The 12,606-nt window shown below is 71.9% G+C and carries 8 protein-coding genes; 7 read left to right on the top strand and 1 reads right to left on the bottom strand.

Annotated elements, in window-relative coordinates:
* Positions 1-164 precede the first annotated feature (164 nt).
* From K1T35_RS23010 to K1T35_RS22995, 4 genes are all read left to right on the top strand, one after another.
* The gene (locus K1T35_RS23010) at positions 165-2,255 is read left to right on the top strand and encodes a hydantoinase/oxoprolinase family protein (RefSeq protein WP_255622455.1); all 2,091 of its coding nucleotides are present in this window, start codon (positions 165-167) and stop codon (positions 2,253-2,255) included.
* Between the two features lie 3 nt (positions 2,256-2,258).
* The gene (locus tag K1T35_RS23005; protein ID WP_220262161.1) at positions 2,259-4,148 is read left to right on the top strand and encodes a hydantoinase B/oxoprolinase family protein; all 1,890 of its coding nucleotides are present in this window, start codon (positions 2,259-2,261) and stop codon (positions 4,146-4,148) included.
* A gap of 78 nt (positions 4,149-4,226) precedes the next feature.
* Complete coding sequence (gene fdhA, locus K1T35_RS23000; protein WP_220262160.1) at positions 4,227-5,441, top strand: formaldehyde dehydrogenase, glutathione-independent; 1,215 nt, start codon at positions 4,227-4,229, stop codon at positions 5,439-5,441.
* Between the two features lie 45 nt (positions 5,442-5,486).
* Entirely contained in the window at positions 5,487-6,167 is a 681-nt protein-coding gene (locus K1T35_RS22995; RefSeq protein ID WP_220262159.1) for an alpha/beta fold hydrolase, read from the top strand.
* Positions 6,168-6,606: 439 nt separating this feature from the next.
* On the opposite strand, the gene K1T35_RS22990 is transcribed toward K1T35_RS22995, so the two are convergent.
* The gene (locus K1T35_RS22990; RefSeq protein ID WP_370645517.1) at positions 6,607-7,560 is read right to left on the bottom strand and encodes a heme o synthase; all 954 of its coding nucleotides are present in this window, start codon (positions 7,558-7,560) and stop codon (positions 6,607-6,609) included.
* Positions 7,561-7,801: 241 nt separating this feature from the next.
* Between K1T35_RS22990 and tkt the strand changes: the two genes are divergently transcribed.
* Genes tkt through K1T35_RS22975 form a run of 3 tightly spaced genes read left to right on the top strand, consistent with a single transcriptional unit; the run spans position 7,802 to position 12,569 of the window.
* Complete coding sequence (gene tkt / locus K1T35_RS22985) at positions 7,802-9,889, top strand: transketolase (RefSeq protein ID WP_220262158.1); 2,088 nt, start codon at positions 7,802-7,804, stop codon at positions 9,887-9,889.
* 28 nt (positions 9,890-9,917) lie between these two features.
* Complete coding sequence (tal, locus tag K1T35_RS22980) at positions 9,918-11,027, top strand: transaldolase (RefSeq protein ID WP_220262157.1); 1,110 nt, start codon at positions 9,918-9,920, stop codon at positions 11,025-11,027.
* Positions 11,028-11,054: 27 nt separating this feature from the next.
* Positions 11,055-12,569 carry a glucose-6-phosphate isomerase gene (locus K1T35_RS22975; RefSeq protein ID WP_220262156.1) on the top strand — a complete coding sequence of 505 codons (1,515 nt, stop codon included), beginning with the start codon at positions 11,055-11,057 and terminating at the stop codon, positions 12,567-12,569.
* The last annotated feature ends 37 nt before the right edge of the window (positions 12,570-12,606 follow it).

Here is a 12,606-nt window from a genome sequence, read left to right as displayed (position 1 = left end):
GTCCTCGCCGCCCATCCGACTGGGCGGGCTCGGACCGGCCGGCCGACCCCGTCAGCCTATTCCGAAGTCGCGGCCGTGGAGACCCGCACGCGCCCGAGCCTTGTCGGATGCACTGCTCGTCGCTACGTTGCGAAACCCTTCGCTTACCGCCAGCTGGAGGCGACGTGAGCACACCGGTCACCGGGCCGGCCGGCTACCGGCTCGGCGTGGACGTCGGCGGCACCTTCACCGACCTTCTGCTGGTCGACCGGGCCACCGGCCGGACCTGGCGGGCCAAGACCGCATCCACGCCCGCCGATCAGGCCATCGGGGTGCTGACCGGCATCGGTCGGATCTGCGCCGAGGCGAACATCGACCTTGCCCAGGTGGATCAGGTCTTGCACGGGACCACGGTGGCCGCCAACGCGATCCTGGAAGGCAAGGGGGCCACTGTCGGGCTGGTCACCACGAGGGGCTTTCGGCAGGTCCTGCAGATCGCCCGCTCCTTCGTTCCCGGCGGGCTCGCGGGGTGGATCATCTGGCCCAAGCCGGAGCCGCTCGCCGCGCTCGAGCACACCGTGGAGGTCGAGGAGCGGATCGGGTCGGACGGCCGCGAGATCCGGCCGCTCGACGAGCAGGACGCGCGCACGCAGGTCGCACGCCTGTCCGGGCGCGGCATCGAGGCCATGGCCGTGTCGCTGATCAACTCCTTCGCCGACCCGGGTCACGAACGGCGGGTCGCCGAGATCGCCGCCGAGAAGCTGCCCGGGATACCGGTGTCGCTCTCCTCGCAGGTGCTTCCCGAGCTTCGCGAGTACGAGCGCACGTTGACCACGGTGGCAAACGCGTACGTGCAACCGCAGGTCAAGTCCTACGTGGAGGCGCTGGATCGCCGCCTGCGCGCCGAAGGGGCGGCAGGTGAGCTGGCCGTGCTGCGCAGCGACGGCGGGCTGTCCGCCGCAGGGGCCGCGATCGCCGCGCCGGTGACCCTCCTGCTGTCCGGGCCGGCCGGCGGGGTGACCGGGGCGCTGTGGGTGGCCGAGCAGTGCGGCATCTCCGACTTCATCAGCTTCGACATGGGTGGGACGTCCACGGACGTGGCCCTCGTGCGCGGCCGACGCCCACGGATCGGTCGCGAGACCACGGTCGGCGACCTCACCGTGCGCGCCTCCAGCGTGGACGTCCGCACGGTCGGCGCGGGCGGCGGCTCGATCGCACACGTGCCGGAGCTGACGAGGGCGCTGCGCGTCGGGCCGCAGTCGGCCGGCGCCGACCCGGGCCCCGCCGCCTACGGCAGAGGCGGCACGCAACCCACCGTGACCGACGCCGACCTGGTGCTCGGCTACCTTCCGGCCACCCTGGCGGGCGGTGAGATCACCCTGGACGTGGAGGCCGCGCGGGCGGCCGTCGGACGGGTCGCCGAGGCGATGGGACTGGACTCGGTGGAGGCGGCCGCGGCCGGCATCGTCGACATCGTCAACGAGAACATGTTGGGCGGGCTGCGGCTGGTCTCGGTGCAGCAGGGCTTCGACCCGCGCGGGTTCGCGCTCGTCGCGTTCGGCGGCGCCGGTCCGTTGCACGCCACGACTCTCGCCGGGCTCACCGGGGCGTGGCCCGTGGTCGTGCCGCCATCGCCCGGCGTGCTGTCCGCGCTGGGGGACGCGACCACGAGCCTGCGCGACGAGGCCGCACGCACGGTGCTGCGCCGGTTCGTCGACCTCTCCGGCGGCGATCTGGCCACCATCGTGGGCCAGCTGGCCGACGAGGCCGGCACGCGGCTGGCCGGGCAGGGACTCCCTCGCGATCAACAGGTCGTCGGCTATCAGGTCGACGTGCGCTATCACGGGCAGGGCTACGAGATCGCCGTCGACCTGGACCCCACATGGCTGGACGAGCCGGACTCGGTGCTGGACCGGCTGGCCGCGACGTTCGACGCCGAACACGAACGCCTCTTCTCGTTCCTGCCGGCCGTGGACCACGAGCTGGTCAACGCCCGGGCCACCGTCACCGGCCCGCGCCCGTCCGTCACGCCGGTGGAAGTGCCGGAGGGAGACGGCGATCCGGCCGGCGCCGTCGTCGGCGCGCACGCCATCCACGTTCTCGGGGAATGGGTGGAGGCGCTGGTCTACGACCGGGCGAAGCTGCGCGCGGGCGACGTGGTGCCCGGGCCGGCCATCGTCACCGAGATGGACTCCACCACCCTGTTGCCGCCCCGGCACACCGCCACCGTGCACCTCTCCGGGAGCCTCCTCATCCGCCCGTCCGCGCAGGGGTGAGCCATGGCCCGCATCATCGAGACCGCCACTGGCCACGTCGACCGGGTCGAGGTCGACCCGGTCACCCTCGACCTGATCGAGAACGGCCTCCGCAACGCCCGATACGAGATGGACGGCGTGCTGCTGCGCACCGCGCTCTCCCCGGGGATCCGCGAGCAGCACGACGAGTTCCCGCTGATCGCCGACCCGAGCGGGAAGATGGTGGTCGGCCAGTTCGGCCTGTCCGTCCCCGACTTCCTCGCCGGCTTCGGCGACACCGTCGGCGAGGGCGACGTGCTGCTCACCTCGGACCCGTACGCCTGCGCTGCCGCGATCAGCCACGCCAACGACTGGCTCCTCGTGATGCCGATCTACCACGAGGGCCGCGTGGTCGGCTGGGCCTCGATGTTCGGCCACATGACCGACGTGGGCGGCAAGACGCCGTGTTCGATGCCCACCGACGCCCGCACCATCTACGAAGAGGGCGTGGTGATCCCGCCGTTCAAGCTCTACCGGGGCGGCGAGCTCAACACCGACGCCCTGCGGATCATCCTCAACCAGGTGCGGACGCCGGACTGGAACCGCGCCGACCTCGACGGCCTCGTCGCCGCGTGCCGCACCGGCGCCCGCAGGGTCGTGGAGATGTGCCAACGGTTCGGCACCGCCACGTACCTGTCAGCGCTCGACGCGTTGCTGCAGCGCAACTACGACGCGATGAAGGTGCTGCTCGCCGCGGTGTTCGAGGACGGAAGGACGATCAGCTTCACCGACTACCTCTGCGACGACGGCGTCGGCAACGGCCCCTACGAGCTCACGCTCTCGCTCACCCGCCACGGGGAGAAGGTGCACCTCGACTTCACCGGCTCCGCACCGCAGGCCGCCGGGCCCGTGAGCTACTACCTCAACGAGAACCTGGCCCGGATGTTCTTCGGCATCTATCTGATCACCGTGGCGGATCCGCAGATCCTCTGGAACGACGGCTTCTACCCGCTGGTCGACGTCACCATCCCGGACGGCTCGTTCTGGAAGCCGCGCCATCCCGCCCCGCTCAGCGGCCGCAGCCACGGCATCGGGCGGGTGTTCGACCTGTTCGGCGGGCTGCTCGGGCAGACGAACCCGGCGCTGCTGAACGCGGCGGGCTTCTCCTCCAGCCCGCACTTCCTGTACTCGGGCCACTACACCACCGGCGACCGCGCCGGCGAGTGGTTCCAGCTCTACTCGATCGGCTTCGGCGGCATCCCGGGCAGGCCGCTCGGTGACGGCCCGGACGGGCACTCGCTCTGGCCCAGCTTCGTCAACATCCCCTGCGAGTTCCTGGAGTCGTACTACCCACTGCGCGTCGAGAACTGGCAGACCGTGCCGGACTCCGGCGGTGTCGGATTGCACCGCGGCGGCAACGGGGTCGACATCGCCTACCTGTTCGAGGAGCCGGGCACCATCGCCATTCTCGACGACCGCTGGCTCACCTACCCATGGGGCGTGAACGGCGGCGAGCCCGGCGCGCGGGGCACGAAGTGGATCGAGCGCGCCGACGGTTCCCGGCAGGTGCTTCCGGCGAAGTGCCATGACGTGCCAGTCGCGCACGGTGACGTCCTGCACTTCGTCACGTGGGGCGGCGGTGGCTGGGGTGATCCGCTCGCCCGCGACCCGGACCTCGTGGCGCTCGAGGCCCGGCGGGGTCTCGTCACGCCGGAAGGCGCCCGGCGCTACGGGGTCGTGTGCACCACCGGCGGCGACCCGCTCCTGGACATCGAGGTGGACGTCAACGCCACCGAAGCGCTGCGCGCCCGGCTGCGGGCGGCCCGCCCCGACCCGCTGCCGGTGTTCGACAAGGGGCCCTCCATCGACGAGCTGCTCGCCCGGTGCGAGGCCGAGACGGGGCTGCCCGCGCCGACCCGACCCGCCTGGCGATGAGTCCGTGTGGCCGTCTTGTGACCTCGACCGGCCGGGGAGTAGGACCAGGGGACGGAAAAAAAGTGAGGTGGACCACACATGGGTGGAAACAAGATCGTCGTCTACAAGGAGCCCGGCAGGGTCGTCGTCGAGGACCACGACCCGCCGAAGCTCGAGGTGCCTGCCGACGTCGCGAAGGGCAAGGGGCTGTCCCAGAAGGCCGTGCACGGGGTGATCCTGCGGAACGTCGCGACCAACATCTGCGGCTCCGATCAGCACATGGTGCGCGGGCGCACCACAGCTCCCGCCGGGCAGACGCTCGGCCACGAGATCACGGGGGAGATCGTCGAGAAGGGCGAGGACGTGCAGTTCCTCGACGTCGGTGACATCGTCTCGGTGCCGTTCAACATCGCGTGCGGGCGGTGCCGCAACTGCCGGGAGGGGCAGTCGGGCGTCTGCCTGAACGTCAACCCGGCCCGCGCCGGATCGGCGTACGGCTACGTCGACATGGGCGGCTGGGAAGGCGGGCAGGCCGAGTACGTGATGGTCCCGTTCGCCGACTACAACTGCCTGAAGTTCCCGGACCGCGGCCAGGCCCTCGAGAAGATCCTCGACCTGACGATGCTGTCGGACATCTTCCCCACCGGCTATCACGGCGCCTACTCGGCGGGCGTGACCACCGGCTCGACGGTCTACATCGCGGGCGCGGGGCCGGTCGGGCTCGCCGCGGCCCACTCGGCGCAGCTCCTCGGTGCCGCGGTCGTCATCGTCGGAGACCTCAACAAGCAGCGGCTCGAACAGGCCCGCTCGTTCGGCTGCGAGACGGTCGACATCTCCCTGGACGCCACATTGGAGGACCAGATCGCGGAGATCCTCGGCACGAACGAGGTCGACTGCGCGGTCGACGCCGTGGGGTTCGAGGCGTCCGGACACGGCGCGGGTGCGGGCGAGCAGCCTGCGGCCGTGCTGAACTCGGTCATGTCGATCACACGGGCCGGTGGGCGGCTCGGCATCCCGGGCCTCTACGTCACCGGCGACCCCGGCGCCGCCGACGCGGACGCCAAGGAGGGCACGCTCAAGGTCCGCCTCGGCCTGGGCTGGGCGAAGAGCCATTCCTTCACCACGGGCCAGTGTCCGGTGCTGAAGTACAACCGCGGGCTGATGATGAGCATCCTGTATGGCAAGGCGCAGATCGCGAAGGCGGTCAACGCCACCGTCATCCCGCTCGACGACGCCCCGCGCGGCTACCAGGAGTTCGACCAGGGCGCCGCGCGCAAGTACGTGCTCGACCCGCACGGGATGATCCCGGCGTAACAGGCCCGACTGATGCGTGCATATCGCACACGTATGGTGTGCGATATGCACGCATTCGTACTCTTGCACGCCGCATGGCACGGCTCGTGGTGCTGGGAACGCGTCGCCCCGCGCCTGCGCGAGCTCGGCCACGCCGTCCACACGCCGGACCACCCCGACCTCGACGACGTACTCCACGAGATCGACGCCGAAACCGCGCCCGTGGTGCTGGTCGGACACTCGTCGTCGGGAATGCTGGTCTCCGCCGCCGCCGAGCGCCGCCCCGATCACGTGGCGCTGGCCTGCTACGTCTCGGCCTTCCTCCTCCCCGACGGCGAGCTCCCGCCCGACGCCGCCCGCCGGGACACCGAGTCCATCCTCGGCGCGCACCTCGTCGTGGACCCGGTGCACCGGATCCGGACCGTGCGGGACCCGGAGGTCGTGTTCTACGGCGAGTGCTCCCCCGAGGACGCCGCCATGGCCGCCGCCCGCCTGACACCGGAGCCCCTCGTGCCGACCGGCGGCTCCCCCACAACCCTCACCGCCGAGGGCTTCGGCCGCGTGCCGAAGGTCTACGTCGTGTGCGAGAAGGACCGGGCACTCGGGCCCGCCACGCAGCGCTGGATGGCGGAGCGGACGCCGTGCCGCCATGTGTACGGCCTGCCGGCAGACCACTCGCCGTTCCTGTCCACGCCCGACGAGCTCACGACCTGCCTGCACGACGCCGCGACGCGCTTCGCGGGCTGAGGTCGGCTCGGCCACGACGGTGCGGCGGCCTCATCATCGGCATGATCATCGGACCGTTGCATGCCCGGCCACATACGGCCGTGGGGGCACCCATCTGGTGATCTTCTCGGTTGCCGCGGGCCGGTCGCTGCCCCTGATCATCGCCTGGGTGCATTGCCGGCCGTATTTGACCGGTTTCGCGCCGAAGCCCTGATCATGTCCGCGAGACCGCCTTCGGTGGCGCCGCGCGCCCATGAGGGCAGGCCCTTGGCCTGCCCGCGCAGCTTGCCCTCAGGGGCCGCAGAGGCTCAGAGGTCAAGGGTCGCGCAGCGATCGCGAAGCGACGCCGAAGGCGCCCTTGACCTCTGAGGGGCGGCCCCGCACACTGCGCGGCGCCACCGAAGGTCCCCGCCAGCCCCCCGATCCGCGGCGCCCCGAGGGCCCGACGCCCCAGGAGCGCCTAGAACGCGAGGACCGGGAGCCCGATCGCCGCGTCCACCGCGATGGCGGCGAAGAGGCAGCAGAGGTACATGTTCGACAGGTGGAACAGGCGCATGGGGCGCGTCTCCACCCCTGCCAGCACACCGCGGTGCAGGCGGTGGGCCTGCAGCACGAACCAGGTGCCGCCCAGCGCCGCGACGGCCGCATAGATCCATGAGGTGGACGGGAGGAGCAGGAGCGACCACGCCGCCATCACCCACGAGTAGATGACGATGCGCCGCGACACCTCCTCCGGCGGCACCACGACCGGCAGCATCGGGACCTTCGCCGCGGCGTAGTCCTCCTTGTAGCGCATGGCGAGCGCCCAGAAGTGCGGCGGCGTCCAGAAGAAGATCACACCGAACATCACCAGCGCGGGCCACTCGACCGAGCCGGTGACCGCGGCCCAGCCGATCACCACCGGCATGCAGCCGGCCGCGCCGCCCCACACGATGTTCTGCGAGGTGCGCCGCTTCAGCAGGAGCGTGTAGACGAGCACGTAGAACGCGATGGCGGCCACCGAGAGGCCCGCGGCCAGCCAGTTGGTGGTGAGCCCTAGCCACACCGCCGACAGCACGCCCAGCACGAGCCCGAACACCAGCGCGTGCCGGGTGGGCACCTGCCCCTTGGCGAGCGGCCTGCGGCTGGTGCGCTTCATGACGGCGTCGATGTCGGCGTCGACCACGCAGTTGAGTGCGTGCGCGCTGGCGGCGGCCATCGCGCCGCCCAGCAGCGTGGCGCCGATCAGCAGCACCGGCGGCACGCCGCGCTCCGCGAGGAACATCGCAGGCACCGTGACCACGAGCAACTGCTCGATGATCCGGGTCTTCGTGAGCCCGAGGTAGGCGCGCACGGTGTCCCGCAACCGCTCCCAGCCGGCCCGCCGGGCACCGGGGGAACCCTGCGCGGGGTGGCCCGAGCGGGACACGGGCAGAGTCACCGGCACAACCTCGATCCGCGTGGTGGGGAACTCGGCCGATCCCGAGTTCTACGGCTTGTCGATGGTAGCCCGGGGCATGCCGCACCCATCGGCCGGGTAGACCCCTGCCGACCGTGCGGCGGGAGATCACACACAGCCCGCGTACGCGACTAGGCTGGCCGCGGAGCGAGTCAGCGCGAGCGGTCGCATCGGGGCGTACCGCCTGCATATCCCCATCCGAACCGAGGGAAGAGCTGTGGCCGATATCGACATCGAGACTCTCACCCGTGCCAGCGTCCCCGACGACTGGACCGACCTGGACCGCCAGGCCGTCGACACGGTCCGAGTGCTGGCCGCCGACGCCGTGCAGAAGGTGGGCAACGGCCACCCCGGCACCGCCATGAGCCTCGCGCCGCTGGCCTACGCGCTCTTCCAGCGCGTCATGCGGCACGACCCGAACGACGCCGACTGGATCGGCCGCGACCGGTTCGTGCTGTCCGCAGGCCACTCCAGCCTCACGCTCTACATCCAGCTGTACCTGTCCGGATACGGCCTCCAGCTCGACGACCTGAAGGCGCTGCGCACCTGGGGTTCGCAGACCCCTGGCCACCCCGAGCACCGGCACACCAGGGGCGTCGAGACCACCACCGGCCCGCTCGGCCAGGGCCTCGCCAACGCGGTGGGCATGGCGATGGCCGCCAGGCGCGAGCGCGGCCTGTTCGACCCCGACGCGCCGGCCGGCGAGAGCCCGTTCGACCACCACATCTACGTGATCGCCTCCGACGGTGACATCGAGGAGGGCATCACCTCCGAGGCGTCGTCGCTGGCCGGGCACCAGCAGCTCGGCAACCTCACGGTGATCTACGACGACAACAAGATCTCCATCGAGGACGACACCACGATCGCGCTGTCGGAGGACACCGCGAAGCGCTACGAGGCCTACGGCTGGCACGTGCAGGTCGTCGAGAGCGGGGAGAACGTCACCGGCATCCTCGATGCACTGGAGAACGCCCGCGCGGAGACCAACCGCCCGTCGTTCATCCTGCTGCGCACCGTGATCGGCTTCCCCGCGCCGAACAAGATGAACACCGGCAAGGCCCACGGCTCCGCACTGGGCGCCGACGAGGTGGCCGAGGTCAAGAAGATCCTCGGGTTCGACCCGGAGCAGACCTTCCAGGTCGGTGACGAGGTGCTCGCACACGCCCGCAAGGTCGTCGACCGCGGCCGGGAGGCCCACGACGCGTGGGCGGCCACCTACCACGACTGGGCCGCCCGCGAGCCGGAGCGCAAGGAGCTCCTCGATCGCGTGCTCGGCCGGGACCTCCCGATCGGTTGGGAGAAGGCACTTCCGGTCTGGGAGCCCGACGCGAAGGGCCTGGCCACCCGCAAGGCCTCCGGTGAGGTGCTCAAGTCGCTCGCCGACGTGCTGCCCGAGCTGTGGGGCGGCTCTGCCGACCTCGCGGAGAGCAACAACACCACGATGGAGGGCGCCGACTCGTTCGGCCCCACCTCCACCGCCACGCAGATGTGGAAGGCCAACCCGTACGGCCGCACCCTGCACTTCGGGGTCCGCGAGCACGCGATGGGCGCGATCCTCAACGGGATCGCGCTGCACGGCCCCACCCGCCCGTACGGCGGCACGTTCCTGGTGTTCAGCGACTACATGCGCCCGTCGGTGCGCCTCGCGGCGATCATGAAGGCGAGCGTCGTCTACGTCTGGACGCACGACTCGATCGGGCTCGGCGAGGACGGCCCGACGCACCAGCCGATCGAGCACATGGCCGCGCTGCGCGCCATCCCCGGCCTTGCCATGATCCGCCCCGGCGACGCCAACGAGACCGCGCACGCCTGGCGCGCCACCCTGGAGCGCCCGGAGGGTCCCAAGGGCCTCGCGCTCACCCGGCAGAACCTGCCCGTGCTGGAGGGCACCTCCGCCGAGGGCGTGGCCCGCGGCGGCTACGTGCTCGCGGACGCCTCGTCCGGCGAGCCCGAGGTGATCCTCATCGCGACCGGATCCGAGCTGCAGATCGCGGTGGAGGCCCGGAAGGTCCTCGAGGCCGATGGCGTTGCCGCGAGGGTGGTGTCCATGCCGTGCATCGAGTGGTTCGACGAGCAGGACGAGGCCTACCGCGAGTCGGTCCTCCCCGCCGCGGTGCGCGCGCGGGTGAGCGTCGAGGCAGGCGTCGCCCAGCCGTGGCACCGCTACACAGGCGACGCGGGCGAGAACGTCTCGATCGAGCACTTCGGCGCGAGCGCGGACTACCAGACCCTGTTCCGCGAGTTCGGCTTCACCACCGAGAACGTCGTCGCCGCCGCGAAGCGCAGCCTCGAGAAGGCTTCCTGAGTCATTCTCCTTGGAGGAGGAACATCCCATGAGCAACGAGCGACTCGGACAGCTGGCAGCGGCCGGTGTGTCCATCTGGCTGGACGACCTGTCCCGCGAGCGCCTGAACAGCGGCAACCTGCAGGAGCTGATCACCGACAAGCACGTCGTCGGCGTCACCACCAACCCCACGATCTTCGCGGCGGCACTGGCGAAGGGCTCCGCGTACGACGCCCAGGTCCGCGAGCTGGCCTCGCGAGGCGCCTCGGTCGAGGACGCCGTCCGCGAGATCACCGTGTCCGACGTCCAGCAGGCCTGCGACGTCTTCAGCGGCACGTGGGAGACCACGAACGGCGTCGACGGGCGCGTCTCGCTCGAGGTCGACCCCGGCCTCGCCCGCGACACCGAGGCCACGGTGGCCCAGGCCCTCGACCTCTGGAAGGCCGTGGACCGCCCCAACCTGCTGGTCAAGATCCCGGCCACCGCGGAGGGCCTGCCGGCGATCACCCGGGCGCTCGCCGAGGGCGTGAGCGTGAACGTCACGCTGATCTTCTCCGTCGAGCGCTACCGCGCCGTCATGGGCGCCTACCTCGATGGCCTCGAGCAGGCCGCCGCCAACGGGCACCAGCTCGCGAGCATCGCCTCCGTGGCGAGCTTCTTCGTCTCCCGCGTCGACACCGAGATCGACAAGCGTCTCGAGGCGATTGGATCCTCCGACGCCCTCGCGCTCCGCGGCAAGGCGGGCGTCGCGAACTCCCGCCTCGCCTACGCGGCGTTCGAGGAGGTCTTCTCGTCCGAGCGGTGGAAGGCCCTCGAGGCCAAGGGCGCCCGGCCGCAGCGGCCGCTGTGGGCCTCCACCGGCGTCAAGAACCCGGACTACTCCGACACCCTCTACGTCACCGAGCTCGTCGTCGCCGACACCGTCAACACGATGCCGGAGAAGACGCTGCTGGCCTTCGGCGACCACGGCGAGGTGCAGGGTGACCGCGTCACCGGCACCGGCGCCGAGGCGCAGGAGGTGTTCGACGCGCTGGAGCGGGCCGGTATCGACCTGCCCGACGTGTTCCGGGTGCTGGAGGACGAGGGCGTCGACAAGTTCGAGAAGTCCTGGACCGAGCTCGGCGACACGGTCACCGAGCAGCTGCGGCAGGCGCGCTAGCAGCAGCGAGCCAGGAAGGGACAAGGGGTGACCGCGCGACCGGTGCCATCCGAGGCGGAGCTGCTCGCGCGCCTCGTCGGGGGCGACGTCGCTGCCCGCATCGCGGACGGCGACCCGGCCCTGTGGCCCAGGGTCGCCCGACCCGGGTGGACGGGCGCCGTGCGCGCGGCGCGGCCGCTGGTCGGCGAGATTGCGGCGCTGGCCGAGCAGCGCCGCGTGGCCGGGCAGGTGCGCGTCGTCCTCGCCGCGGCGGGTGGCACCGGGGTCGCCGCCGAGGCGCTCACCGGGTCCGATCCCCGGCTGGTCGTCCTCGACACCACCGACCCGCCCCAGGTGGCCGACGCACTGGCAGGCGAGCTCGCGGCCACGGTGCTCGTCGTATCGGTCCCGCCCGGTGAGGACCCGGAGCCGGTGCGGCTGCTGCGCGACATGGCGCACGCGGCGTTCCGTGCCGAGGGCCTCGACCCGCAGGCGCACACCGTGGTCGTCACGCCGCCCGACGGGCCCCTGCTGCCGGAACACGCCAGCCCGGCCGGCACGGTCGTCGTACTCGCGCCGGACGACGTCGACGGTCCATGGGCGGCGTTCACCGGGTACGCGCTCGTACCCGCCGGGCTCGCGGGCGTCGACGTCGGGGCGGTGCTCGCCGAAGCGGGCGCGATCCGGGCCGAGCTCGGCACCGCTGGCGGGGACGCCCTCGGCCTCGGTGCGCTGCTCGCCTCGGCCCCCGCGTTCGCGCTCGCCGCACCGGACGCGCCCGCACTCGCAGAGTGGGCCGCACAGCTCGTGGCCGGCGGTCTCGGCAAGGACGGCCATGGCCCGCTGCCGGTGGTGGTGGAAGGCCCGAATGCCCCGGAATGGGGCACTCTGCCCGCCGTCGGGCTGGGGGACGTGCCCGGAGCGACGTTCGCCACCCGCGGATCGGTGGCCGAGCAGATGGCCACCTGGCAACACGCGGTCGCGGCGGCGGCGCACGTGCTGAGCGTCGACCCCACCGATCGGGCGGACGCGCTCGCCGCGCCCGCCGCCGTCACGAACCACGGGCCGGCGTTCACCGAAGCGGGGGTGGCCGTCCACGCCGGTGACTGGCTGCCGGCGAGCACCGCAACCGTCGCCGACGCGCTGCGTGTCTTCGTCGGGGCCGCGCTGGTGGACCCGGATGACGGCAGCGGGGCTCGCCACCTCGCGGTCCACGCCTACCTCGACCGGATCGAGGACGCCTCCGCCGCCGTGCTGCGCGCCGAGCTGGCCCGCCGCACCGGCCTGCCCACCACGTTCGGGTGGGCGCCCCGCTGCCTCCCTGGCAGCGGACAGCATGCCAAGGGCGGCCCGGGCGACGTGCTGGTCTGCCAGCTCACCGCCGATCCCGACGACCCGGGCCTCCGCCCGGAGGCCGCCGCCGCACTCGACGCGGTGCAGCAGGGGCTCGCGGCGGCCGACGCCGCCGCGCTCGCCGCCCGCGGACGGCGCGTGCTGCGGCTGCACTTCACCGACCGGGTGGCGGGCCTCGTCACCTTGGCGCGGGCTGTGCAGCAGCTGTAGGAGAGCCTGGAATGATCGCCGCAAGCGCCGATCTATG

The sequence above is a fragment of the Pseudonocardia sp. DSM 110487 genome (assembly GCF_019468565.1).
Classification (GTDB): domain Bacteria; phylum Actinomycetota; class Actinomycetes; order Mycobacteriales; family Pseudonocardiaceae; genus Pseudonocardia.
This window is presented reverse-complemented; position numbering and strand designations above follow the sequence as displayed.

Coding starts and splice junctions, on each gene's coding strand:
- K1T35_RS23005 (WP_220262161.1), top strand. CDS start 2,259: ATGGCCCGCATCATCGAGACCGCCACTGGCCACGTCGACCGGGTCGAG.
- fdhA (WP_220262160.1), top strand. CDS start 4,227: ATGGGTGGAAACAAGATCGTCGTCTACAAGGAGCCCGGCAGGGTCGTC.
- K1T35_RS22995 (WP_220262159.1), top strand. CDS start 5,487: ATGCACGCATTCGTACTCTTGCACGCCGCATGGCACGGCTCGTGGTGC.
- tal (WP_220262157.1), top strand. CDS start 9,918: ATGAGCAACGAGCGACTCGGACAGCTGGCAGCGGCCGGTGTGTCCATC.